The following is a 24,076-nucleotide window of genomic DNA, read 5'->3' on the forward strand; positions in this document are numbered from 1 at the left end:
TCAGTCGAGCGTCGGCGCGGCGCCAGGTGCGACAATGATGTTGACGGTCTGCGGCTGGCCAACCCGGCTCAGGTCTGCGCCGGCGTCCACCGTGCTGGTTCCGATCTCTTCGAGAGCGGCGCCGGTGATCGCGATAGCGGAACCAACGGCGACGATCGGCACAGATGCGACCGTGGCGGCCCCGGAGGCTACGGCAGAGCCCGCGTGGCTGGCGGCCTGTCCGCTGTGTTCAACGGCCTGGGCAGAATGCTGACCACTGGGTCCGGCAGAGGCAACAGTGGCGGTTGCGACGAGAGCGAGGGCAGCAAGGGCTGAACGAATGAACATTATTTTCTCCTTTTGTGAACGTTGTTCAAATTACATAAGGGAGCAATTCTGCAGGATCAACAGTTTTGTGAACAAAGTTCATAAAAAATAGCCCGAAGTAAGGTGAACGCTGTCCAGGCCATTGTAATTAAACAAAAGAAAAAGGGCCGCACGAGGCGGCCCTTTGAAACAATACTGGAATTCTGGTCAGACAGACATGCAGATGTACTTCATTTCCAGATAGTCTTCGATGCCGTGGTGGCTGCCTTCGCGGCCAAGGCCGGATTGTTTTACCCCACCAAAGGGACCGACCTCTGTCGAGATGATCCCGGTGTTTACACCGACGATCCCGTATTCCAGCGCCTCGGCCACTTTGTACACCCGGCTGAGGTCTTTGGCGTAGAAGTAGGACGCGAGACCAAAGATCGTGTCATTGGCCATTTCGATGACTTCGTCTTCGTCTTCGAATTTGAATAGCGGCGCGAGAGGGCCAAAGGTTTCTTCCTGCGCAACCTTCATGTCCTGAGTGACCCCTGTCACGACCGTAGGCTCAAAGAAGGTACCGCCTTTTTCATGCGCTTTCCCGCCCGTAAGGATCGCGCCGCCCTGTGCGACCACGTCTTCCATGTGCTCGACGACCTTGTCGACGGCTTCGGCGTTGATCAGCGGGCCGGTGGTCACACCGTCCTCAAGCCCATCCCCGACGTTCAGGTTCTCCACTGCCACTTTCAGCTTTGCAGCAAAAGCGTCGTACACGCCGGCCTGGACATAGATGCGGTTTGCACAGACACAGGTCTGACCGTTGTTGCGGAATTTGCACATCATCGCGCCCTCAACAGCGGCATCGAGATCCGCATCGTCAAACACGATGAAGGGGGCATTCCCGCCCAGTTCCATGGAGCACTTCATGACCTGATCGGCAGCCTGTTTCAGCAGAATGCGGCCCACTTCGGTCGATCCGGTGAAGGTCAGTTTGCGCACGGCAGGGTTCTCGCAGAACTCTTTTCCGATCGCAGAGGCCGAGGAGGATGGCACAACATTGAACACACCCGCCGGGATGCCGGCACGCTCTGCCAGTACGCCCATTACGATGGCACTGAGCGGTGTTTCCTTTGCAGGGCGCGCCACAAAAGAGCAGCCAACGGCAAGAGCTGGTGCGGCCTTACGTGTGATCATCGCATTTGGGAAGTTCCACGGCGTGATCGATGCGGCGACACCGATGGGCTGCTTCAGCACGGTGATCCGCTTGTCGGCCTGGTGACCCGGGATCGTTTCGCCATAGACACGTTTTGCCTGCTCGCCCATGAACTCGATGAAGCTCGCGCCATAGCCGATTTCGCCTTTGGCTTCGGCAAAGGGCTTGCCCTGTTCTGCCGTCAGGATGGTCGCCAGATCGTCGGCGTTTTCCATCATCAGATCATACCATTTGCGCAGGATAACGGCGCGTTCCTTGGCCGGGCGTGCCGCCCATGCTTTTTGCGCAGCTTCTGCACTGGGCAATAGCGCCTGCAACCTGCGCGCGGCTCAGGTCTGCGACCTCGGCAATGACGTCTCCCCGGGCAGGGTTGGTCACTTCGAACGTCCCTCCGTCCCCATCAACCCAGGCGCCGCCGATATAGGCGCGTGTTTCCAGCAGCGAGGGGTCTTTGAGCAGAGATTTCAGGTCGGTGTTTAGAATATCTTTCATTTCGGGTCCTCCGCGAAAATGGCTGTAGCTCTCAAACCAACTCTGGGTATGATTGTCCAGTTCCCAAATCGAAGGTGTAACAAATGAAGCCACTGGACGACGCATACGCTAATGCCCCCTACATTCCTGGCGCTGAAGACTACCCGCCGCGCTGGACCTCAGAAGCTGCTGCGTTCCGTGCAGAGCTCGGCGAACGGGCAGAAACAGGTGTTTCCTACGGGGACACTGCGCGTCAGGTGTTTGATTTCTTCAACGCCCCGTCCGAACCAGCCGGCACGGTCGTATTTGTGCATGGGGGATACTGGAAGGCTTTCGACCACACCGTCTGGTCTCATTTCGCAACCGGGGCCATCGGGCGCGGCTGGTCCGTGGCGATGCCCGGGTATGATCTGTGTCCTGACGTCCGCGTCCGGGACATCACGCGACAGATCGCCCGCGCGATCATGGCAATTGCGGCGCGCACGGACGGGCCGATCTCTCTGACGGGGCATTCTGCAGGGGGGCATCTGGTCGCCCGGATGACAGGCCCCGGTGTTCTGCCAGATGCCGTGCGGGACCGCATCGTCAGCGTTGCGCCGATCTCTCCAGTGGCGAGGCTGGTGCCGCTTCTGGAGACAACCATGAACGAAACGCTGCAGCTTGATCAGGACGAGGCAAATGCGGAAAGCCCTGTCTTTATGCCGGCGCCTGCGGTGCCCGTCGAAATACATGTGGGGGCGGAGGAGCGGCCCGTTTTTGTTGAGGACGCCGAACGGCTTGCACATGTCTGGGGGGTGGAGGCCGTGATTGAGCCCGGGCGGCACCATTTTGACGTGATTGACGCCCTGAAAGACCCGGAAAGCCGCCTTGTGCGTTTTCTGACGCCGACGCAGGGTTGATCCGGAACGCCACTGCTGTAAAGCAGGGCGTGGCCGCAGCACGATGGCGTCGTCCTGCAAAACTGCCAGTTCTGTCCTGAACGCCGGGACCTTTCTGCAAAGGAGGGTCTGACATGACCGCTCAACCAACAAATGCCCGCCCTGACATGTACCGTTTTCATAACGGGGAAAAAGTCCGGTTGCCTTTTGAGGCTGCTGAATATGAGGCCCGGATCGCTGAGCTGCGGGAACGTATGCAGGCTGCGGGTGCGACCGTTGCTGTGCTCACCTCTATGCACAATGTGGCGTACTATTCCGGCTTTCTTTTCTGCGCGTTCGGCCGGCCCTACGGCCTGGTCGTGACGGAAACCGATTGTGTCACGATCAGTGCGGGCATCGACGCAGGCCAGCCGTGGCGCCGGAGTTTTTGTGACAACATCACCTATACCGACTGGCAGTGCGATAATTTCTGGCGTGCTGCACAGAGCGTGGCGGGTAAAAATCAGATCGTGGGGTATGAAGGGGATCACCTGACTCTTGTGCAGCGGGATGCCTTGGAGGATTTCCTGCAGCCGCTGACCATGATTGATCTTTGTCAGACGACGATGCGGCAGCGCATGCATAAGTCCGAGGCCGAGATTGCACTGATCCGGCAGGGTGCCGCGGTGGCGGATGTTGGCGGATATGCGATCCGCGACGCCATCAGAACCGGGGTGCGTGAGATCCACGTGGCCATGGCGGGCCGGAATGCCATGGAGCTGGAAATCGCCAGGCGCTTTCCCGATGCAGAATACCGCGATACCTGGGTGTGGTTCCAGTCTGGTCTCAACACCGATGGTGCACACAACCCGGTTACAGGGCGTCAGTTGCAGTCGGGCGACATCCTGAGCCTGAATACCTTCCCGATGATTTCCGGGTACTACACGGCCCTGGAGCGGACGTTGTTTCTGGGCCAGCCGGATGCGGCCAGCCTGAAGATCTGGCAGGCCAACGTTGCGACGCACGAGCTTGGGATCGGATTGCTGAAACCCGGTGCCACCTGCGCCGGGATTACCCATCAGATCAACGCGTTCCTCGAAGAGCGCGATCTGTTGCAGTACCGGACTTTCGGATACGGGCATTCATTCGGTGTTCTCAGCCATTATTACGGGCGTGAGGCGGGCCTCGAGTTGCGTGAGGACATCGATACAGTGCTGGAGCCGGGTATGGTCATTTCGATGGAGCCCATGCTGACCATTCCGCATGGACAGGCGGGTGCCGGAGGATACCGCGAGCACGATATCCTCGTGATCACGGAAGACGGGTGCGAGAATATCACCGGCTACCCTTATGGTCCTGAATTCAACATCATTGGATGACGTCAGGCCCTTGTGCCGCCGCCGCGTTTTCCTGCGGCGGCGGCATGGTCTTACGCCAGGCTTGGCGTGATATTCAGGCTGCCCCGTGTTGCGTGGCTGTAGGGACAGACAATATGCGCGCCTTCAACAAGATCGTTGGCCACGTCGCTGTCGACGCCCGGCAACGAAACGCTGATCGCGACATCGAGGCCAAAGCCCATATCCTCACGCGGGCCGATACCGACGCTCACGCTGACGGAGGCATCATCCGGTACGTCGATCTTTTTCTGTCCGGCATAGAACCGCAAAGCTCCCAGAAAGCAGGCGGCATAGCCCGTTGCAAACAGCTGCTCAGGGTTCACCCCCTCACCACCGGCGCCGCCGAGTTCCTTGGGAGTTACGAGCGTTGCTGTGAAACTGCCATCATCGACGGCGGAGGTCCCTTCACGGCCGCCGCCTATTGCGGTCGCACTTGTGCGGTAGAGAACTTTAGCTGGCATCGGAGCATCCTTTTAATTGTGAGCGATTATATCGTGCACGATGTAAAAGAGTGAGAAGTAAATGTCAACATTGCGATTTAATCGCTTGCGATATAGTGGGGTGGTATGAACCCGGAACACTCACACCCTGCCAGCAGCGACGACCCGATGGAGCAGATGATCTGTTTTGATCTCTATGCGGCGTCGCAGGCTTTCACGCGGCAATACAAGCCATTGCTTGATCCGCTTGGCCTGACCTATCCCCAGTATCTTGTGATGCTGAATCTGTGGAAGGATGAGCCCCTCACTGTTGGCGACATCGGCAAGCGTCTCAGCCTCGAAAGCAATACGCTGACGCCGCTGATTAAGCGTTTGCAGGATGCGGGCCTGGTGACGCGCCGCCGCGACCCAGCGGATGAACGGCGCGTTGCGGTTGGCCTGACGGATGCCGGTCGTGCGCTCGAAGCCCGCGCAGCGCATGTACCGTCCCGCATTCTCGAAGCGACCGGTATGCAGACCAGCGAACTGGTGAGATTGCAGGCGCGTCTGCGCAGACTGACCCGCCACATGCAGGCGCATCGCGGCAAATAGGGCTTTCCCCTGTTGGCGTCATTTGACATGCAGGTGCGATAAATGGTCCGGAAGGATGTAAATGTTATTTACATGACTATATCCGGTGCTGAGCACAGCGAAAAAGGACAACATTAATGGCAATCGCCAGGCTATTTCTGATGGGTTTTGTTGTTCTGTCGGTCGTCTATGCCTGTCTTTGGTTCTTTTTCCGCGCGCGGCGCCGCGAAAAACTGGAGGCCACATGGGATGCAGGCAAAGGAGACGGGTCACGGGCACAATTTGTCCGTGCGGGTCTTGAGCGTTATCATCGTCCCCTGAAGCGCAACCTTATTCTGGGCGTTTACGTTCTGCCGACCGCGGCGCTTGCACTGCTGATTTATCTGACGAATTCCGCCTGAGAGGGAACCACACACATGGCGTACATCAAGTGGAGCATCATTGTTGCCTTCTGGCTGACGGTGGCCGGTTTCTTTCATTACACGCTGCCCCAGGTCGATATTGTGCGGATCACGGACACGTATGAAAAGCGCGAGACACCGGGCATGAACAGCCTTTTCTGGTCGGGCGGTGATGCAGGCAGTGCTGCTGATGCAACCGGGCGCGATGTTTTCTTTATTCAGACCCGGCAGGTCAGTGACCGGGTAATGGTGTACCGCAATGAGGACACCGGCTGGAGCTGGCCGCCCTATTTTAAATTTGACACCTCCAACCTTCAGGCAGAAGCGGCTGATCTGCGTTCGACCGCCGCCGACCCGCAGTACGTCGCGGTGCGCCACTATGGCTGGCGCAACGAATTTTTTTCGATCTTTCCCAACGCGGTTTCCGTCTGGCCGGTTGATGGTCCGGACGCGTCGAAACCACTGCCGTGGCGCAATGTACTGATCCTCACACTTGTTGCGGCGGTCTGGTACGGCCTCTGGGTGCGCTGGCGCCGGTTTCGCGCGCGCCGCATTGATCCCACCCTTGAGGAGCTTCAGGACAACTGGGAAGCGACAGAGGATGCCGTCGCGGAAAAGCGGGGTCGTCTGCGGCGGTGGTGGTCCGAGAAGCGGCGCGGATACTGACCCGTCAGTCCGCTTTTGCCACCATCCGGCCCATGGGGCGCCCCCCAGCACATGCACATGCAGATGCGGGACTTCCTGAACACCATGCGCCCCGGCGTTTGAGATCATCCGGAAGCCTTCGCCTGCTGTCAGCGTGATGCCTTCGAGACGGCAAACCTCGCCGACCGCCCGCGTGAAATCCGCAATTTCTGCGTCGCTCGCCTCGGCGGCAAAGTGGTCAAAGCTGACATAGGGGCCTTTGGGAATGACCAGCACATGGGTCGGGGCCTGCGGGTACAGGTCCCGGAATGCAAGGCTGTGTTCGGTTTCCAGCACGGTTGTGTTGGGAATCTCGCCACGCAGAATTTTCGCAAAGATGTTCTGGTCGTCGTAGGAATAACTCATCGTCTCTCCGTTGTGTCGGTCAGAAGGTGCACGCCAGTGTGGGCACCGGGTCGGGACAACAGTGGCGTTTCCGGCACCCGCACCTTCGCCTATACAGCGGCAATTCTCAAACCCGGAATACCGGATCAGGTCATTATCGTTTTGAGGTTGCAGCGCCTGGTCTGATCAGGATCGGATTGTTTCAGCCGGGACCCGTAAAGGGACCCAGCATCGAAGAGCGGTGGTCTACCTGAAAGACGTGGTTATAAAGCTGCGCTACCCACTGTTTACCTTCCATCGTCTGTTCCAGGTGTCCCAGTGCGGGGCCGATCAGGGGCTGGACCCGTGACCAGAAAAAGTCAGGGAACTGCTCCATCAGGTCAACGGCACTTTCGTACCCCAGTTCGTCGTTCATCCCGGTTTCGCTGAATTCCTGATAAAGCGCACCGATTTTACGGTGATAAAACGGGTCCGCCATCTGTCCGATCAGATCCGCGGCACGTAACAGCGCCGGTTCGCTGGTCGTCGATCCGTACCAGGGATCATCCGGCACCGGAAACCGGGTGTAATCAATCGCTGCTGCGATCCGTTCTTCGTCAATAATGTCCGTGCCGGCGAAACGCTGGCGCACATACATCATCCCGCGGTTCACATGGTAGGGTGACAGAAATGCGTCCGATGCTCCCCGTGGCGGGCTGATGGTGTTGCCTTCCGGGCTGATCACCACGAGGTTTTCCTCATCACCGTCAACAATGTCGCGCAGATAGCCGATGTCATGCAGCAGCAGGGCCACGACATAGTGCAACCAGTCTTCGGCCTGCACAGATTCGGTAACAAGCCGCCCGCGCATGATCTGCTGACCAACCAGTGTGACCATGATGGTGTGTTCTGCGTTGTGGTACAGCGCATCAGAATTGCCCAGCCGTTCCAGCACCATCCGGGCGCAGCCACTGATGAAGGCAGCATATTCCGGCTCACGTCCCGAGAAGTAATCCAGAAACGTGTCAGACAGGTGATTGGCAAAGGACGAGGCCAGTTCTGCGGTCGGGTTAAACATCCAGCGCTTCAGGTGATCTGTTTATCTTGGGACCCTGCATACACTATTCAGGACGATCTGGGTATGTCCTTCCCGTTCTGCGGGTGTACGCGGCTTGCACGCGCCCTCCGGAGCGCCTAAGTCTGCGCGCATGGCACAGGTTAAATCCGCTTCAAAATCAGACCCGAACTACAAGGTCGTCGCCGAGAACCGGCGCGCGCGGTATGATTATGCCATCGAGACGGATCTGGAATGCGGGATCATTCTGGAAGGCTCTGAGGTCAAATCGCTGCGTGAGGGCGGTGCCAACATCGCGGAAAGCTATGCTGCGGTTGAGGACGGCGAGCTCTGGCTGGTGAATGCCTATATCGCGCCCTACAAACAGGCCAAGACCTTTCAGCACGAAGAGCGCCGCCGCCGCAAGCTGCTGGTCAGCCGCAAAGAGCTGTCTGACATGTGGAACGCGACACAGCGCAAAGGCATGACCCTTGTGCCGCTGGTGCTCTATTTCAATCACCGCGGTATGGCCAAGATCAAAATTGGCGTCGCGCGGGGCAAAAAACTGCATGACAAGCGTGAAACATCCGCCAAGCGTGACTGGTCGCGCCAGAAGTCCCGCCTGCTCAAGGATCACGGCTGACGGGCTTGCCAGCGAGGCCCCGTAGCGTTAGGCAGAGGCGTTTTCATTTTCCGGGAATCCGCCTCATGTCTGATGATCCGAAAACGCTTGTTTCCACCGACTGGCTGGCGCAGCACCTGAAGGATCCTGACCTGCGGGTGCTGGATGCATCCTGGTATCTGCCCGAGGCCGGACGCAATGCGCGTGACGAATACAACGAGGCGCATATTCCGGGTGCACGGTTCTTTGATATCGACGAGATTTCAGACAGCCGTTCGGATCTGCCGCATATGGCGCCGCCCGTCGAAAAGTTCATGTCACGCATGCGCGCCATGGGCGTCGGCGACGGCCACCAGGTGGTGGTCTATGATGGTGCCGGATTGTTGTCGGCCGCGCGTGTGTGGTGGCTCTTCCGGCTGATGGGCCAGGAAAACGTGGCCGTGCTGGACGGTGGCTTCCCGAAATGGCAGGCCGAAGGGCACCCGACCGAGGACATGCCGCCTGTTGTGCGGGACAGACACATGACCGTCCGGTTCCAGAACCACCTTGTGCGCGATGTGACACAGGTTTCGGCAGCATCGAAACTGAAGGACCATGCGATCGTGGATGCGCGCGCGGCGATCCGGTTTCGTGGCGAAGCACCTGAACCGCGCGAAGGTCTGCGGCCAGGTCACATCCCGGGATCCCGTTCGGTGCCTTTCACGACACTGCTGAACGATGACAAAACGATGAAGTCGCCCGAAGATACGCGCGCCGTTTTCGAGGCGGCCGGTGTCGATCTCAGCAAACCTGTGATCACGACATGCGGGTCCGGCGTGACGGCGGCCATTCTGGCGCTCGCGCTGGAGCGGATGGGCCATGCGCAATGGTCCCTTTATGATGGATCCTGGGCTGAATGGGGCATGTTCCCCACGGTCCCTGTGGCAACCGGAGAAGCCTGATGTTTGAAACCCTGAAAGAACGCCCCGCGGACGGCATTCTGACCCTGATGCAGCTTTTCAAGGACGACCCGCGTCCGACCAAGATCGACCTTGGTGTGGGTGTCTACAAGGATGCCACGGGTCTGACGCCGGTGATGCGCGCCGTCAAAGCGGCGGAACATCAGCTGTGGGAAACGCAGGACAGCAAGGTTTACACCGGGCTGGCCGGCGATCCGGCCTTTGGCGACGCGATGGTGCGGCTGGTTCTGGCCGACAGCGTGGCGCGGGAGAACATTGCCGCTGTTGCCACACCGGGTGGCACAGGCGCGGTACGGCAGGCCTTTGAGCTGGTGCGCATGGCGCGACCGGGCGCGCGCATCTTTGTGTCGGACCCGACCTGGCCCAACCACTTGTCGATCCTGAACTATCTGGAAATGGAACGCGTCGATTACCGCTATTTCGATGAGGACACCCGGGGTGTGGATTTCGACGGCATGATCGCCGATCTGAAAACCGCAAAGGCGGGTGACGTGGTGCTGTTGCACGGGTGTTGTCACAACCCCACAGGCGCAAACCTGAACATGACGGAATGGCAGGCTGTGGTCGACGTGCTGCTGGAAACCGGTGCTGTGCCGATGATCGACATTGCGTATCAGGGGTTTGGGGATGGTCTGGAGGAGGACGCTGCCGCAACACGTCTGGTGGCCTCATCGGTGCCCGAGTGCATCATTGCCGCCAGCTGTTCCAAAAACTTCGGTATTTACCGCGAACGCACCGGCCTGCTGATGGCCGTCAGCCAGAACGCGGAAGCGCGCAAGCTGCATCAGGACACCCTCGCGTTCCTGAACCGGCAGAACTTCAGCTTCCCCCCGATCATGGCGCGCGGATTGTGACGATGATCCTGAACGATGATGCCCTGCGCGCGGACTGGATGGCCGAGCTCGAAGAGGTCCGCAACAGCATGTTGGGCCTGCGCAGCCAGCTGGCTGGCGAGCTTCAGCGCCTGTCAGGCTCCGACCGCTTTGGTTTTCTGGCGCAGCACCGGGGCATGTTCTCGCGTCTGGGCACGACAAAGGACAAGGTCGAGCAGATGCGCAAAGACAACGGGATATACATGGTCGCCGACAGCCGCATGAACATCGCGGGCCTGAATGCGGAGACGATCCCGGTACTGGCGAAAGCGATCATCGACGCGGGTGTCTGAAAACTGACGCATTGATTGAAGCCTGTTAAGAAGCCAGACGTACATCCGTCAGCTATACATAGACGGGCGTGGTAGCTTTGGCTTTCGATATATGATGGCTGCAGAGATAGCACCGCCCGCAAGGGCCGGTAGGGCAAGCAGCATGTAGTTGGCATCCGTCGGATCTGGTGGCCATCCACCGGGCATTCCCATCATGCCACAACCAGCAGCCAGACAGCCGCCCAATATGCTGGACGGATATGGGGGCATGCCCAGACGCCGAAAAACAAGCCGGCTGGTAAGCCAGCATGCCAATGCCGGTGGCAATGTCCACTGCCAGGCAAGTGCTGCCGCTATCAGACCCAAAGCCAAAAAAGAAAAGAACATGTTAAATTCTTCGGAAAGCGTTCTGCTGAATTCACCGGCGGAAAGGTACATGCCCGCAAAAACAAGAAACAACACCATCAAGACTGTGGAAAAGGGGATCAACAACAACAGCCTTGCGTCAAACCCGGCATCTGAAAGTGTCTGTTTCATGTGTTTGAACCGATCATAGAACGCATTTTCAGTCTTTTCGTTGGTAGTGCGACATGAATAGGGCCTGATCGAGAGGATCGTGTGAAACTGAATAAGATTTCAGAATAAAAAACCCGGGCGCGAGCGCCCGGGCCAGTGCTGTTCCTCGGGAGGAGAGGAAAATCAGCCTTTTGCGAATTCCGGATAGGCTTCCATGCCCAGCTCGGAGGTGTCGAGACCGTTGATCTCGTCTTCCTCGCTGACACGGATGCCCATGACCGCCTTGAGGATGAACCAGACCACCAGTGATGCCACGAAGGTGAAGACTCCGTAGGCAATGATGCCGAGCAGCTGTGTGCCGAGGCTTGCTTCACCGTAGAAGATCACGGCGATGGTGCCCCAGATACCGGCAAAAAGGTGGACCGGGATCGCGCCGACAACATCGTCGATCTTCAGTTTGTCGAGCATCGGAACTGTAAACACCACGATCACACCACCGATTGCGCCAATCCACAGAGCACCAAACAGTGTGGGTGCCAGAGGCTCAGCAGTGATCGACACGAGACCAGCCAGCGCACCGTTCAGGACCATTGTGAGGTCCGGCTTTTTGAACATCAGCTGGGTTAGGATCAGTGCGGTGACTGCACCTGCGGCGGCTGCCATGTTTGTGTTCGCAAAGATACGGGAGACGTCAGACACGTCACCAACGGTGCCCATCGCCAGCTGAGAACCGCCGTTGAAGCCGAACCAGCCCAGCCACAGGATAAACGTACCCAGAGTTGCAAGCGCGAGGTTGGAGCCCGGCATCGGGTTTACTTTGCCGTCTTTGTATTTGCCCAGACGCGGTCCCAGCACGATCGCACCGGCAAGCGCAGCCCAGCCACCGACAGAGTGCACAACGGTCGAGCCGGCAAAGTCAGAGAAGCCTGCTTCGGACAGCCAGCCGCCACCCCACTGCCAGGAACCGGAAATCGGGTACATGAAGCCTGTCAGTACGACGACGAAGACCAGGAAGGGCCAGAGTTTGATACGCTCAGCAAGCGCACCCGAAACGATGGACGCAGTTGCCGCGACGAACACCAGCTGGAAGAAGAAATCCGAACCAACGGATGCGTAATCAAGCGCTGCATCGGCTGCGGCAACGCCCACGGGGTCCAGAACGGTCTGGCCGCCAATCGCGAAGTAGCCATTGAAATCGCCGGGATACATCGTGTTGAAACCAACGAGCCAGTACATGATCGCGGCAATCGAAAAGAGTCCGATGTTTTTGGTCATCTGCATTGTCACGTTCTTGGAACGGACGAGACCACCTTCCAGCATGGCAAATCCGGCGGCCATGAAGAAAACAAGGAAACCAGCCATGCAGAACAGCAGCGTGGTCATGATATAGGGGCCAATCTCGTCAAAGCCCGGTGCGGCATCCTGTGCCAGCGCCAGCGACGGCAGCGCGATCAGCGCGCCTGCGATGGCAAGTGTCTTGAAGTTTTTCATAAGTCTTATCCCTGAATTGCTGCCGCTTTACAGCGCATCTTCATTGGTTTCGCCGGTGCGGACGCGCACGGCCTGATCTACGCTCAGCACAAAGATCTTGCCGTCACCGATCTTGCCGGTGTGCGCTGTCTTTGTGATGGTATCGACGATCTGGTCGACGCTGCTTTCAGGCACCACGATCTCGATTTTGACTTTCGGCACGAAATTCACGGCATATTCGGCACCGCGGTAGATCTCTGTGTGACCTGACTGCGACCCGAAGCCTTTGATTTCCGTGACCATCATCCCGCGCACGCCGGCATCGGTCAGCGCTTCGCGGACCTCTTCCAGCTTGAACGGCTTGATTGTTGCAATGATGAGTTTCACCTGACGTCCCCTCGACTTGAGCAGGTATTCCTGCGGTTCTGTGCCCGAAGGTGTGGCCTCTGGAGGTCCGGACAGGGAAGATCGTGGGCCCCGGAGTCTCTAAAATTCGAGCGGTTTTGCACAAAAAATGATCGGATGTAAGAATTAGCCTAAAAAATGTGCACAAAAATGATGCGCGAGCGGTGAGAGTTCTCCTCAACAATCCCGTAAAAGCCGGGTATGGTGCGCAAAACAACAGTGGGCCGGGCAGGTTCTTCATGAGTGATTCACCCAGAGGCAGGAAGCCGCTGGTGGCTGACAGGCGCTACGGTAAGGCGTCCCCCGCAAAGAAACGCGGCAAAGCCAGTACGGCAAAAAGGAAACCGGCCAAACAGCGCCGGCGAGCGCGTCCGCAGCGTCGGGGGCTCGTTGGTCTTGTTCAGCGGCTGGTGCGCTGGATCCTGCATCTGATCTGGAGGATCACGTGGCGTGTGGGCTTTCTGGCGGGTGCGGTCCTCGCCCTGTTTGTTGGCTACTACTACACAACGCTGCCTGCTGTGGATGAACTGCTGGACGGACGTGCGCGCGGGTCGGTGACGCTGCTGGATTACGAAGGCCAGGTTTTCGCCTGGCGGGGGGATCAGTTCGGTGGTGCCGTCACAGCCCAGACCGTTTCCCCACATCTGAAAAACGCAATCGTCGCCACAGAAGACAAACGATTCTACAGCCACTTTGGGGTCAGTCCGAGAGGGATCGCCAGCGCGGTGCGCATCAACCTGCGCGAAGGGCGCGGACCGCTGTCCGGCCATGGCGGCTCGACGATCACGCAGCAGACGGCCAAGCTGCTGTGTCTTGGGGTGCCTTACGATCCGGGGACACAGTCCGAGGCCGAATACGAACGCGACTGCCGCCGTGGCACAATCCAGCGCAAAGCCAAGGAGGCGATTTACGCGCTGGCCATGGAAGCGCGGTACTCCAAGGACGAAATCCTTACCATTTATATGAACCGGGCTTTTCTGGGCGCCGGCGCACGTGGGTTTGAGGCCGCGAGCCAGCGGTATTTCGGCAAGTCAGCAGCGAATGTCGATCCGGCCGAGGCGGCAATGCTTGCGGGACTGCTTGTGGCGCCGACCCGGTTTGCACCGACAAATGATCTGACGCGGTCCCGCAACCGGGCGGCAACGATCCTGCGGCTGATGAACGAGCAGGGATACCTGTCAGACACCGAGACCGCCCGCTATCAGGATAACCCTGCGCAGCTTTCGGAAGCAGCTGAAGCGCGTTCGGGTGGATATTTCGCAGACTGGGTCATGTCCACCGGTCCGGAATTCTTCACCCGCAAGACGACCGAGGACGTCATCATCCGTACGACACTGGATCAGCGTATTCAGCGGGGTGCCGAAGAAGCGCTGAAATGGGTGTTCGACAACAAGGTCCGGGCCGGCAGTAAAGCGCAGGCCGCCATTGTGGTCATGTCCGCTGACGGGGCTGTGCGCGCAATGGTCGGTGGCCGCCGGACAAAGGTAGATGGGGCGTTCAACCGCGCTGTACAGGCCAAACGTCAGACCGGCTCTGCGTTCAAACCGTTTGTTTATGCTGCGGCGCTGGATCTGGGGTATTCGCCCAATGACACCGTTGAGGACGCACCTCTGACCATCGACATTCCCGGCTCCGGGCCGTGGTCACCGCGGAACTATACGAACAAACACTATGGCACTGTGACGCTGACGCGCGCCCTCAAGGACAGTCTGAATATTCCGGCCGTCAAAGTGTCGGAGTTCGTTGGCCGCGATCTTGTGCGCCGGGTTGCCAGCGACTTTGGCCTTCAGAGCGATCTTGCCGCCGGCCCTGCGCTGGCTCTTGGCGCATCGGAAAGTACACTGATCGACATGACCGGTGCCTATGCGGGCATTCTGAATGGTGGATCCTCGGTTGAACCCTACGGCCTTGTGGATCTGCGGCTGTTGGGTGACGAAGAACCGCTGATGGGCACGGGTGGCGGCATCGGCGAACGCGTTGTTCAGGAGGATGCGGCACGCCAGCTGATCTGGATGATGGAAAAGGTTGTGTCCGAAGGAACCGGCCAGCGGGCGCGGTTTGGCGGACGCCAGCTTGCCGGAAAGACCGGCACAACGCAGGCGGCCCGGGACGCCTGGTTCGTCGGGTTCTCTGCTGATTATGTTGCCGGCGTCTGGATGGGATATGACGACAATACCCCCCTGACCGGTGTGACCGGGAGCGGTCTGCCGGCAGAGATCTGGCGCGAGACGATGCAGCGCGTACATGAAGGTGTGCCAGCCCGGCCTCTGCCCATGACGGGCCCGGACACCCGGGGCGAAACGCGTGATCCCGGTGTGGGCCAGGGCGGCGGGACCGGTGGTGGCGTCGGTGGTTTGCTGGAAAATCTGTTGCGAGACATTTTGGGCAGCAACTCCGGCAACAGACCCCCGCCTGTCGCACGGAGCGGCTCTGACCGCTGAAGACTATGCCGGCGGAATAACCTGATATTCTGCCGGACAGGACTATCAGCCGGGCGGCAAACCTGTCAGCCCAGTCCCTGCAGGTCGCTGGCAAGCTGCCGGATATTGCCGTTGCGCTGGTCGAGCATTGCACCGATTTCTGTACGCTCGGTCAGCAGCAGGTTCACACCCTCAATGAAGATGTTGAACACCAGATCGCGGCCGGACCGGTCAGAGATGTGGAAGGCCACATCAAACGGGCTTTGACCTTCCAGATAGGCTTTGGCTTTGACCTCATAGCCTGCACGTATTTCACGTGTGCTCTCAACCTCGATACGCCCGCCGATGAAGTCGCGGAACCGCTTTCCGTATTTGCGCGTGACGTAGCCCTTGAAGGCATCGGTGAAGGCACGCTTGTCAGCAGCACTCGCGGAGCGGCCATCAGCACCAAGGGCGTATTGCGCCATGATGTCGAGATCGGCGTATCGGGCGAAGAGCTTCTCCAGATCGCGCAGGATCGCGGCATCTGACTTCTGCGAACGGATGACCACATCAATCTCGGCGATGACCTTGTCCACCAGCGAGCGCGCCTGTGCTTCCGTCAGCGCCGCGGCGGGCGAGGCTGCGATCAGGGTAGTTGCGCCGCCAGCAAGCAGCAGAGTGCGTCTTGTGAGCGAAACAGTCACGTTACTCTCCGAATGGGTCTGTGAAGGGGTCGATGTCTGCAGGCTCTTCCTCACCGAGTTCAAAACGCCGGTTCTGCAGATAAATCTGGCGGGCCTGCGCATAGCTGTCCGCGCTTTCGTACAGAATAGAATCGATCTGGCGGCTGAATTTCTCACGGTCGTTAAGCACTGACAACGCCAGAGCGGTGGGCGGGATATAGCGTTCCGGCTCGTCGTCGACTGTGGCGAGGGTCAGCGGGTTGGTAAAGAAGTCCACCACGAGGCCCACGGTGTCACGCTGTGTTGAAGGGCCGAAAACCGGGAGTTCGATATAGGCACCTTCACCGCTGCCCCAGACAGCCAGCGTCTCGCCGAAATCTGTCTCGCGCGATGTGATGTTGAATTCGGTCGCTGCATCAACAAAACCGCCGAGCCCCAAGGTTGTGTTCATCACGAAGCGGACCAGCGATACCCCGGCGCTTTTGAAATCGCCCTGCAGCAGGCTGTTCACCATGTAGCCCGGCGTGGACAGGTTTTCCGAGAAGTCATTGACCCGGTTCCGGAATTCCACCGGCACAACAGCACCATATCCCTTGGCGACAGGCCGGATCAGGTTACGGTCGAGGCCTTTGTTGAAAGCGTGAATGCTGCGGTTTGTGGACTCATAGGGATCATTGATCCCGTCGCTGCGGGTCGCGACATCCTGCGTGGTGGCGCAGGCGCTGACAAAAAGAGCTGCCGTAAGAGCCAGAAAAATGCGGCCCGAGGCGTGGCGAATACGTGAAAGTGACAATGGTGCAATCCTGCGAATCTGATCAGTGCTGTAACTAGGCATAATATCCGCAAAGCCCAGAGGGCGCTTGCATGGATTTCTGGTGTTGTGGCAGTTGAGCGACATGGGTGAAACCCGCCGCCGGCGAATATACCGTTTAAATGTTGGCAGATCGTGAAAATCGCAACCATCGGCGGTTGAAACATTACCGCCAAGGGTGACAGAAGTGAAGCAGACTCAACGGGTAATGAGCACCGGGCGGGCAGTCCCGCGCTGAATTGCGCACCGCTTGAGCAGTAATATGCCGGTTGCGCATGGTTTTGCGGGCCCGGCCGGACAACAGAAAAGGATCAGCCATGAGCATTACCGACAGACTTGCAGAACTGGGGGTTACCCTTCCGGATGCACCTGCACCGGCTGCCAATTACGTGCCCTTTGTTCAGGTGGGCAGTACACTTTATGTCTCGGGGCAGATTTCTGCGGGTCCTGACGGGATGATCACAGGCAAGCTGGGTGATGACATGAGTGTCGAAGATGCAGCGGCCGCGGCCCGTCAGTGCGCGATCAGCCTGCTGGCGCAAGTAAAGGCGGCCTGTGGTGGTGACATTGAAAGGCTGGTCAGGGTCGTAAAGCTCACCGGCTTCGTCAACTCAACACAGGATTTCGGAGATCAGCCGAAGGTCATCAACGGGGCTTCTGATTTTCTGGTTGAAGCGTTGGGCGACATTGGCCGCCACGCCCGTTCAGCTGTGTCTGCAGCATCGTTGCCTTTCGGCGTTGCTGTGGAAATCGAAGGCATCTTTGAAATCCGATGACGCCTCGACTACCTGAAGACTTTCTGCGGGTACCGCTTGCACACCGTGCGCTGCATGATGTGACAGACGGTCGCCCGGAGAACAGCCGCGCTGCGATCAGGGCGGCTGTTGCTGCCGGGTATGGCATTGAAATCGATGTTCAGGGCAGCGCCGAGGACGATGCGCTTGTGTTTCATGATTACGGACTCGAGCGCCTTGCAGAGGCTTCAGGGCCGGTGCGCGGGCGCTCATCCGCCGAGCTGAGATCGGTGCCTCTGCGCGGTGGCGACGGCGAGGGGATACCAACGCTGACCGAAGTCCTCGAACTGGTGGCCGGTCAGGTACCGCTGCTGATCGAAATCAAGGATCAGGATGGTGCCATGGGCCCGGATATCGGCGGTCTGGGTGCCCGTGTGGCTGGTTCACTGCAAACCTATCAGGGTCCGGTCGCGGTGATGTCGTTCAATCCGCATGCGGTCAGCGAGATGGCACAGCTTTTGCCGGACATCCCGCGCGGTCTGGTGACAGACCCTTATGATCCGGCAGACTGGCCTCTTTCTGATGCAACCTGCGACAGGTTGCGCGGTATTCCTGATTTTGGGCCGACAGGCAGCAGTTTTATCAGCCACAAATGGCAGGACCTTGGCCGGCCGCGCGTTGCTGAGTTGAAAAGCCAGGGCGCCGATATTCTTTGCTGGACGGTTAAATCGCCGGCAGATGAAGCCCAGGCCCGCCGGATTGCCGCGAATATCACGTTTGAACAGTATGCAGCGCCAAATCTGCCTTGAACCCGCCGCCAGAGGCCACAGGTTAGGTAAAAATTCCGGGGCGCTTTCATGCAGGAACAGGAAGTAGAAATATCTGTCGTTGCCAGTCTGCGCGACATTAGTGCCGCGGACTGGGACGCCTGTGCCTGCCCGGAAACGCAGGGCGGTGCGCGGCCGCGTGATCCCTTTACAACGCACCGGTTCCTGAGCGCGCTTGAAGAGAGCGGCTCGGTCGGAACCGGTACGGGATGGCAGCCGCAATACCTGGCGGCCCGCATCAGCGGCCAACTGATCGCAGTCGCGCCGATGTACGTGAAATCACACAGCCAGGGCGAGTACATCTTTGACCACAACTGGGCGCATGCCTATGAGCGCGCAGGCGGGCGGTATTACCCGAAACTGCAGATTGCCGTGCCGCACACGCCCGCAACGGGCCGCCGGATGCTGGTACGGCCAGGGTTTGAGCAGACAGGCACAGCCGCTCTGGTTCAGGGGGCTGTGCAGCTGGCGGAAAACAACCGGGTCTCTTCGGTGCACATAACGTTCTGTACAGAAGAAGAAGCGCTGCGCGGCGCTGATCTGGGCCTGATGGTGCGCAAAACGCAGCAGTTTCACTGGCAGAACGACGGTTATGGAACGTTTGATGATTTCCTGGCCAGCCTGAGTTCGCGGAAACGCAAAAATATCCGTAAAGAACGGGCGCAGGCACAGGGTTTTGGTGGCTCAATCGAAACCTTTTCAGGCGACGCACTGGAGCCGGAACACTGGGATGCTTTCTGGGAATTCTATCAGGACACCGGCGCGCGCAAATGGGGCACGCCCTACCTGACACGACGGTTCTTTGACATCGCCCAGGAAACACTGCGCGATGATATGGCACTGGTTCTGGCGCGCCGCGAAGGACGCTGGGTCGCCGGGGCACTGAACTTTATCGGTGCTGAGGCGTTATACGGCAGGTACTGGGGATGTACCGAGCACCACCCCTGCCTGCATTTTGAGCTCTGCTATTACACAGCAATCGACATCGCCATCAGGCTCGGGCTTGCCCGTGTCGAGGCCGGCGCCCAGGGCGAGCACAAACTGGCGCGCGGGTATCTGCCGCAGCCGACATGGTCGCTGCACTGGGTCGGTGATCCGGGTTTTGCGGATGCCATTGCGCGGTATCTTGAGGCCGAGCGCGATGCCGTGGATGAAGAGATCAGTGTGCTCACGGACTACGGGCCCTTTCGCAGGGCAGAAGTGGAGGAACAGGAATGACGAAACCGATGTCAGACGCAGACCGCGCCGACCTGCTTGCAAATGGCTGGAAGATGGTGGAAGGACGCGACGCAATCGCCCGGACGTATTCTTTCGGCAACTTTGTCGAAGCCTTCGGATGGATGACCCGCGTGGCCATCTGGGCGGAAAAACTGAACCACCATCCCGAATGGGACAACGTGTATAAAACTGTGAATGTAGTGCTGACCACGCATGACACCGGCGGGCTGAGCGATCTGGACGCACAGCTGGCCCGGAAGATGGACAGCCTGACGGAGTAAGACCAATGAACGAACTGCTGTCGACGGAAATCTGGCAGGGCAAAACCCTGGCGGATCTGCTGTCTGTTGATTTTCTGCTGAGCACCGCGGGCTCGGTCCTGGCGGCCATCGCCATCCTGCTGCTGGGCTGGACCATTTCCGCCTGGCTGCAGCGCCGGGTCCGCAACATCGGGCGCAGATACCGTCATCTCGACGACATGCTCTTTGATTTTCTGTCGTCTATCGTGCGCTATGTGGTGCTGGGCTTTACCGCACTCTTTGTGCTCAACACCTTTGGTGTGCAGACCACGTCGGTCGTTGCTGTCATCGGTGCGGCCGGTCTGGCCATTGGTCTTGCGCTGCAGGGTACGCTGTCCAACGTCGCGGCCGGTGTGATGCTGATCCTGTTCCGTCCGATCAAGATGGGCGATTTCGTGGACGTTGGCGGCACCATGGGCACGGTCAAGGCGATCACGCTGAATTTCACCGAGCTGGCGGATATCAGCAACGTGCAGGTGATCATTCCCAACTCGATGGTCTGGGGCAATATCATCACCAACTATTCGACGAACGACACGCGCCGGGCAGAATGGACGTTTGGGGTGGGGTATGGTGCCAACCTGGCCGATGCAGAACGCATTATCCGCGATACCATTATGGCAGACCCGCGCTCAAAAGCGGATCCGGAACCCTTTATCCAGGTCAACAACCTTGGTGATTTCTCGGTCGATTTTCTGGTGCGTGTCTGGGTGGATTCCGCGGAATTCTTTGGCTACCAGGCCGATATGAAACGGGCTGTCAAAGAGGCGCTGGATCAGGGCGGCATCGATATTCCGTTCCCGACGCGCACGGTGCTGCAACCTGCTGCGGAGTAAGCGCGGGCAGACCAAAACGCAGAAAGGGCCGGGATTTCCCGGCCCTTTCGTTGTAAGGGAGCTGAACAGCCCTTCGTTACATGTTCGCCAGCAGGCCTTCACCGGCGGAAACATCGCAGACACCGGGGCTTTCTTCGGGCTGGAACAGGGTCACTTTGCCGTCCTCGACGAGCATCGCATACCGCTTTGAGCGGTCTGTCAGACCGGCGGGCGGGGCGCTGAATTCCATCCCAAGCGCTTTTGTCAGGGCGCTGTCCGGGTCCCCCAGCATGGTAATTCCGGCAGCAGCAGCACCGGTCGCCTCACCCCATGCCTTCATGACAAACGGGTCATTCACTGAAATGCAGATGATCTCTTCGACGCCCTTTGCCATGAGGTCGTCTTTGGTGCGGATGAAACTGGGCACATGTGCAGAATGACAGGTTGGCGTATAGGCCCCGGGGACCGCAAAGATGACGACCTTGCGCCCTTTGGTCTTGTCGGCCAGAGAGACCGGCGCTGGTCCGTCCGCGCCCATTTCGACCAGAGTTGCGTCGGGAAGCTGATCGCCCTGTGAAATCGTCATGTGATACGCCTTTCCTGTAATTGCGTTCTTTCTCCTGCCCGATATAGGTTGCCGGCAGTGGGTGGACCACATGAAATCAGGTCAGGGGGCCGGAATGGGTCATGTTGTTGTGATCGGTGCGGGGCAGGCAGGTGCATCCTGTGCCGCAAAGCTGCGCAGCGGTGGATATGATGGAGACATCACGCTGATTGGTGCTGAGCCTGTTCCACCGTATCAGCGCCCGCCGCTCTCGAAGGCGTATCTGATGGGTGACATGGCCCTCGAACGTCTGTTCCTGCGGCCCGAAGCATACTACGCGGAAAACGGAATCACCCTGCGTACGGACACGACGGTCACTGGAATAGACGCTGCGGCCCGTGAGGTTCATGTCGGCGGCGAAACCCTGGGGTATGACCACCTTGTCCTGACCACAGGCTCGGTGCCGAACCGGTTGCCTGCTGCGATTGGCGGTGATCTGCAGAACGTCTTTGCCGTGCGTGACCTGGCGGATGCCGACGCCATGGCGCCGTACTTCCGGGAAGGCGCAAACGCGCTCATCGTGGGTGGCGGGTATATCGGTCTCGAAGCGGCAGCCGTGGCGGCAAAAAACGGCGTGCATGTCACGCTGATCGAGATGGCGGACCGCATTCTGCAACGCGTCGCAGCACCACAAACCAGCGACTATTTCCGGGCGCTGCACAGCGCGCACGGTGTCGATATCCGCGAACAGACAGGCCTTGAACGTCTGACAGGTGACGGTCGCGTGACGGGTGCGGTTCTGTCCGACGGAAGCGAACTTAAAGTCGATTTTGTCATCGCGGGTGTTGGTATCCGGCCGGCGACGGCTCTGGCAGATGCGGCAGGTCTGGCGCTCGACAACGGGATCAGGACGGATGCCTTCGGGCGCACCTCCGATCCCCATATCTGGGCTGCGGGGGATTGTGCCTCGTTCCCCTTCCGCGACGCGCAGATCCGTCTGGAAAGCGTACCCAACGCCATTGATCAGGCGGAACAGGTGGCTGAAAACATCATGGGTGCCGAAAAAGAATACGTTGCAAAACCATGGTTCTGGTCAGATCAGTACGATGTAAAACTGCAGATTGCGGGGCTGAACACGGGCTACACGGACGTGGTGGCACGTAAAGGCGAAGGGCAGACAGCCTCTTTCTGGTACTTCCGCGGGGATCAGCTACTCGCTGTGGATGCGATGAATGATCCGCGGGCCTATATGGTCGGCAAACGCCTGATCGAGGCGGATAAAACAGCGGACAAAACGGTTCTGGCCGACCCCTCGTCGGACCTGAAGGCTCTGATGCGCGCGTGAGGATCATCGCCGGACAGTATCGCAGCGTGCCACTGGCGGCTGTGGGCAAGGGTGATGCGGGAGCGCATCTGCGCCCGACAACAGACCGGGTGCGGGAAAGCCTTTTCAATGTGCTCAACGCCTACGACGTCATCGAGGGTGCGCATGTGCTGGATCTTTTTGCGGGCACCGGCGCACTGGGGCTCGAGGCGCTGTCCCGCGGCGCGCAAAGCGTGACGTTTGTCGATGATGGTCGGGTGGCGCAGAAGCTGATGCGCGATAACATTGCCCGTCTTCGGGTTGCAGACAGAGCCCGGATCATCGCGAGGGATGCGCTCAGGCTTCCCGTTTGCGACACCGAGCCCTGTGATCTGGTGTTTCTTGATCCACCCTACGGCAAAAGCCTGGGGGAAAAAGCACTGAAGGCAGCACAGGACGCCGGCTGGCTGGCGGCGGAAGCGCTTGTGGTCTGGGAAGAAACAGCTCCGGTCGCGCCACCTGCGGGGTTCAGACCCGAGGACCAGCGCCGCTATGGCGACACGCACATCACTGTGTTGTCGAAATCTGGCGGCTGATCTGGTAAACTGGCAGAATGTTCGCAACGGCACGCCTCTGGTTTCATCCCGCCCCGGTTCTTGCGGCGCAAGCGCCGCAGAAACCTGTGCGCACCGGATCGCCCGTGTTTATAGGAGACGCCGTCCAGCCCTTGGGCACGGAAACGCTGCTGCTTGATCTGTTGCGCCGTGATGCGGCCGATGATGCGGATCAGTCCTGAGGACGCGTCGGGTGGAACCTGCCAGCCGGTGACAGGGTAAAGATATCGCATCCATCCGCTGTGACACCAATCGAGTGTTCGAACTGTGCCGACAGGGATTTGTCGCGCGTTACAGCTGTCCAGTCATCCGCCAGAGTTTTGGTCTCGGGTCTGCCAAGGTTGACCATCGGTTCGATGGTAAAAAACATGCCTTCTTCAAGCACCGCACCGGTCCCGGGGCGTCCGTAGTGCAGCACGTTCGGGGGCGCGTGAAAGACCCGGCCCAGCCCGTGACCGCAGAAATCGCGTACAACGGACATCCGGTGGCTTTCGGCATAGGTCTGGATCGCATGGCCGATGTCACCAAACGTATTGCCCGGTTTCACCGCTTCGATCCCCAGCATCAGCGCGTCATGGGTCACCTGGATCAGACGTTCGGCCTTGCGCGGCAGTTTGCCCGCCACGTACATGCGGCTTGTATCACCAAACCAGCCATCAACGATCACAGTGACATCAATGTTCAGGATGTCGCCGTCTTTCAGCGTTTTGTCGCCGGGGATACCGTGACACACCACGTGATTGACGGAGATGCAGCTCGCATGCTGATAGCCTTTGTATCCGATCGTGGCTGACGTGGCGCCTGCTTCCTCGACCATCTCGGTGATGCGTCGATCAATGGCGCCTGTGGTCTGACCTACGAAAACATGGTCCGCGATGTCATCGAGGATCCGCGCGGCCAGCGCACCGGCCGCATGCATGCCCGCGAAGTCGCTGGCCTCATAAATGCGTATACCGTCTTTGGTCTGACGGCCCCGAAGATCTTCGTTCACGTGGGTCTCCATCGTGGTGG

At 59.1% G+C, this 24,076-nt stretch carries 25 protein-coding genes and 3 pseudogenes; 16 read left to right on the top strand and 12 right to left on the bottom strand.

The window, feature by feature from the left end; all coding sequences use genetic code 11:
• Complete coding sequence (locus ACZ1HA_RS18505) at nucleotides 1-327, bottom strand: hypothetical protein (protein WP_375229222.1); 327 nt, start codon at nucleotides 325-327, stop codon at nucleotides 1-3.
• 186 nt (nucleotides 328-513) lie between these two features.
• Nucleotides 514-1,993 (bottom strand): annotated as a pseudogene (locus ACZ1HA_RS18510) (NAD-dependent succinate-semialdehyde dehydrogenase).
• An 83-nt stretch (nucleotides 1,994-2,076) separates the two neighbouring features.
• On the opposite strand from ACZ1HA_RS18510, the gene ACZ1HA_RS18515 reads away from it, so the two are divergent.
• Both ACZ1HA_RS18515 and ACZ1HA_RS18520 read left to right on the top strand, forming a co-directional pair.
• On the top strand, nucleotides 2,077-2,871 hold the full coding sequence (locus tag ACZ1HA_RS18515) for an alpha/beta hydrolase (RefSeq protein ID WP_472714941.1): 795 nt from the start codon (nucleotides 2,077-2,079) through the stop codon (nucleotides 2,869-2,871).
• Nucleotides 2,872-2,984: 113 nt separating this feature from the next.
• On the top strand, nucleotides 2,985-4,208 hold the full coding sequence (locus ACZ1HA_RS18520) for a M24 family metallopeptidase (RefSeq protein ID WP_472714942.1): 1,224 nt from the start codon (nucleotides 2,985-2,987) through the stop codon (nucleotides 4,206-4,208).
• 50 nt (nucleotides 4,209-4,258) lie between these two features.
• On the opposite strand, the gene ACZ1HA_RS18525 is transcribed toward ACZ1HA_RS18520, so the two are convergent.
• Entirely contained in the window at nucleotides 4,259-4,687 is a 429-nt protein-coding gene (locus ACZ1HA_RS18525) for an organic hydroperoxide resistance protein (protein ID WP_472714943.1), read from the bottom strand.
• Between the two features lie 105 nt (nucleotides 4,688-4,792).
• Here ACZ1HA_RS18525 and ACZ1HA_RS18530 point away from each other — a divergent pair, with 105 nt between their 5' ends.
• The 3 genes from ACZ1HA_RS18530 to ACZ1HA_RS18540 all read left to right on the top strand — a co-directional run bounded on the left by ACZ1HA_RS18530 (nucleotide 4,793) and on the right by ACZ1HA_RS18540 (nucleotide 6,303).
• Nucleotides 4,793-5,257 (top strand): MarR family winged helix-turn-helix transcriptional regulator, encoded by a 465-nt coding sequence (locus ACZ1HA_RS18530; protein WP_472714944.1) that lies wholly within the window; start codon nucleotides 4,793-4,795, stop codon nucleotides 5,255-5,257.
• Between the two features lie 116 nt (nucleotides 5,258-5,373).
• Nucleotides 5,374-5,637 (top strand): hypothetical protein, encoded by a 264-nt coding sequence (locus tag ACZ1HA_RS18535; RefSeq protein WP_472714945.1) that lies wholly within the window; start codon nucleotides 5,374-5,376, stop codon nucleotides 5,635-5,637.
• A 15-nt stretch (nucleotides 5,638-5,652) separates the two neighbouring features.
• Complete coding sequence (locus ACZ1HA_RS18540) at nucleotides 5,653-6,303, top strand: DUF1523 family protein (protein WP_472714946.1); 651 nt, start codon at nucleotides 5,653-5,655, stop codon at nucleotides 6,301-6,303.
• Between the two features lie 4 nt (nucleotides 6,304-6,307).
• On the opposite strand, the pseudogene ACZ1HA_RS18545 reads toward ACZ1HA_RS18540, so the two are convergent.
• Nucleotides 6,308-6,687: pseudogene (locus tag ACZ1HA_RS18545) on the bottom strand (histidine triad nucleotide-binding protein).
• Nucleotides 6,688-6,868: 181 nt separating this feature from the next.
• A complete protein-coding gene (locus ACZ1HA_RS18550; RefSeq protein ID WP_472714947.1) occupies nucleotides 6,869-7,723 on the bottom strand; it encodes a hypothetical protein in 855 nt (284 codons plus the stop codon).
• A gap of 130 nt (nucleotides 7,724-7,853) precedes the next feature.
• Here ACZ1HA_RS18550 and smpB point away from each other — a divergent pair, with 130 nt between their 5' ends.
• The 3 genes and pseudogenes from smpB to ACZ1HA_RS18565 all read left to right on the top strand — a co-directional run bounded on the left by smpB (nucleotide 7,854) and on the right by ACZ1HA_RS18565 (nucleotide 10,445).
• Nucleotides 7,854-8,342 carry an SsrA-binding protein SmpB gene (gene smpB, locus ACZ1HA_RS18555; protein ID WP_375229213.1) on the top strand — a complete coding sequence of 163 codons (489 nt, stop codon included), beginning with the start codon at nucleotides 7,854-7,856 and terminating at the stop codon, nucleotides 8,340-8,342.
• 65 nt (nucleotides 8,343-8,407) lie between these two features.
• Nucleotides 8,408-9,262 carry a 3-mercaptopyruvate sulfurtransferase gene (sseA, locus tag ACZ1HA_RS18560; protein WP_472714948.1) on the top strand — a complete coding sequence of 285 codons (855 nt, stop codon included), beginning with the start codon at nucleotides 8,408-8,410 and terminating at the stop codon, nucleotides 9,260-9,262.
• Nucleotides 9,262-10,445 (top strand): annotated as a pseudogene (locus ACZ1HA_RS18565) (amino acid aminotransferase). Before sseA ends, ACZ1HA_RS18565 begins: the two are co-directional and overlap by 1 nt.
• 48 nt (nucleotides 10,446-10,493) lie before the next feature.
• Here ACZ1HA_RS18565 and ACZ1HA_RS18570 read toward each other — a convergent pair.
• From ACZ1HA_RS18570 to ACZ1HA_RS18580, 3 genes are all read right to left on the bottom strand, one after another.
• Nucleotides 10,494-10,961 (bottom strand): hypothetical protein, encoded by a 468-nt coding sequence (locus ACZ1HA_RS18570; RefSeq protein ID WP_472714949.1) that lies wholly within the window; start codon nucleotides 10,959-10,961, stop codon nucleotides 10,494-10,496.
• A gap of 162 nt (nucleotides 10,962-11,123) precedes the next feature.
• A complete protein-coding gene (locus ACZ1HA_RS18575; RefSeq protein ID WP_472714950.1) occupies nucleotides 11,124-12,431 on the bottom strand; it encodes an ammonium transporter in 1,308 nt (435 codons plus the stop codon).
• Nucleotides 12,432-12,458: 27 nt separating this feature from the next.
• Nucleotides 12,459-12,797 (bottom strand): P-II family nitrogen regulator, encoded by a 339-nt coding sequence (locus ACZ1HA_RS18580; RefSeq protein ID WP_298840163.1) that lies wholly within the window; start codon nucleotides 12,795-12,797, stop codon nucleotides 12,459-12,461.
• 257 nt (nucleotides 12,798-13,054) lie between these two features.
• Here ACZ1HA_RS18580 and ACZ1HA_RS18585 point away from each other — a divergent pair, with 257 nt between their 5' ends.
• Nucleotides 13,055-15,256, top strand: coding sequence for a transglycosylase domain-containing protein (locus ACZ1HA_RS18585; protein WP_472714951.1), 2,202 nt, complete (start codon nucleotides 13,055-13,057; stop codon nucleotides 15,254-15,256).
• Between the two features lie 65 nt (nucleotides 15,257-15,321).
• On the opposite strand, the gene ACZ1HA_RS18590 is transcribed toward ACZ1HA_RS18585, so the two are convergent.
• Nucleotides 15,322-15,921: an MlaC/ttg2D family ABC transporter substrate-binding protein gene (locus ACZ1HA_RS18590; RefSeq protein ID WP_472714952.1), complete on the bottom strand. Its 600-nt coding sequence runs from the start codon at nucleotides 15,919-15,921 to the stop codon at nucleotides 15,322-15,324.
• Nucleotide 15,922: 1 nt separating this feature from the next.
• Nucleotides 15,923-16,693 (bottom strand): MlaA family lipoprotein, encoded by a 771-nt coding sequence (locus tag ACZ1HA_RS18595; protein ID WP_472714953.1) that lies wholly within the window; start codon nucleotides 16,691-16,693, stop codon nucleotides 15,923-15,925.
• Between the two features lie 335 nt (nucleotides 16,694-17,028).
• On the opposite strand from ACZ1HA_RS18595, the gene ACZ1HA_RS18600 reads away from it, so the two are divergent.
• Genes ACZ1HA_RS18600 through ACZ1HA_RS18620 form a run of 5 tightly spaced genes read left to right on the top strand, consistent with a single transcriptional unit; the run spans nucleotide 17,029 to nucleotide 20,625 of the window.
• Complete coding sequence (locus ACZ1HA_RS18600) at nucleotides 17,029-17,487, top strand: RidA family protein (RefSeq protein WP_472714954.1); 459 nt, start codon at nucleotides 17,029-17,031, stop codon at nucleotides 17,485-17,487.
• Nucleotides 17,484-18,254: a glycerophosphodiester phosphodiesterase family protein gene (locus ACZ1HA_RS18605; protein WP_472714955.1), complete on the top strand. Its 771-nt coding sequence runs from the start codon at nucleotides 17,484-17,486 to the stop codon at nucleotides 18,252-18,254. Before ACZ1HA_RS18600 ends, ACZ1HA_RS18605 begins: the two co-directional genes overlap by 4 nt.
• A gap of 48 nt (nucleotides 18,255-18,302) precedes the next feature.
• Nucleotides 18,303-19,490, top strand: a complete 1,188-nt coding sequence (locus tag ACZ1HA_RS18610; protein WP_472714956.1) for a GNAT family N-acetyltransferase — start codon at nucleotides 18,303-18,305, stop codon at nucleotides 19,488-19,490.
• Nucleotides 19,487-19,771 (top strand): 4a-hydroxytetrahydrobiopterin dehydratase, encoded by a 285-nt coding sequence (locus ACZ1HA_RS18615; protein WP_375229204.1) that lies wholly within the window; start codon nucleotides 19,487-19,489, stop codon nucleotides 19,769-19,771. The genes ACZ1HA_RS18610 and ACZ1HA_RS18615 overlap by 4 nt, the downstream gene beginning before the upstream one ends.
• Nucleotides 19,772-19,776: 5 nt before the next feature.
• The gene (locus ACZ1HA_RS18620; protein WP_472714957.1) at nucleotides 19,777-20,625 is read left to right on the top strand and encodes a mechanosensitive ion channel family protein; all 849 of its coding nucleotides are present in this window, start codon (nucleotides 19,777-19,779) and stop codon (nucleotides 20,623-20,625) included.
• A 76-nt stretch (nucleotides 20,626-20,701) separates the two neighbouring features.
• On the opposite strand, the gene ACZ1HA_RS18625 is transcribed toward ACZ1HA_RS18620, so the two are convergent.
• Nucleotides 20,702-21,190 carry a redoxin family protein gene (locus ACZ1HA_RS18625; RefSeq protein WP_472714958.1) on the bottom strand — a complete coding sequence of 163 codons (489 nt, stop codon included), beginning with the start codon at nucleotides 21,188-21,190 and terminating at the stop codon, nucleotides 20,702-20,704.
• Between the two features lie 94 nt (nucleotides 21,191-21,284).
• Here ACZ1HA_RS18625 and ACZ1HA_RS18630 point away from each other — a divergent pair, with 94 nt between their 5' ends.
• Both ACZ1HA_RS18630 and rsmD read left to right on the top strand, forming a co-directional pair.
• A complete protein-coding gene (locus tag ACZ1HA_RS18630; protein ID WP_472715354.1) occupies nucleotides 21,285-22,493 on the top strand; it encodes an NAD(P)/FAD-dependent oxidoreductase in 1,209 nt (402 codons plus the stop codon).
• Complete coding sequence (rsmD, locus tag ACZ1HA_RS18635; RefSeq protein WP_472714959.1) at nucleotides 22,490-23,047, top strand: 16S rRNA (guanine(966)-N(2))-methyltransferase RsmD; 558 nt, start codon at nucleotides 22,490-22,492, stop codon at nucleotides 23,045-23,047. Before ACZ1HA_RS18630 ends, rsmD begins: the two co-directional genes overlap by 4 nt.
• A gap of 190 nt (nucleotides 23,048-23,237) precedes the next feature.
• Here the strand turns inward: rsmD and map are convergent, their stop codons facing one another.
• Nucleotides 23,238-24,068 carry a type I methionyl aminopeptidase gene (gene map, locus ACZ1HA_RS18640; RefSeq protein WP_375229199.1) on the bottom strand — a complete coding sequence of 277 codons (831 nt, stop codon included), beginning with the start codon at nucleotides 24,066-24,068 and terminating at the stop codon, nucleotides 23,238-23,240.
• Nucleotides 24,069-24,076 lie beyond the last annotated feature (8 nt).

This window comes from Roseobacter sp. S87, assembly GCF_055693285.1.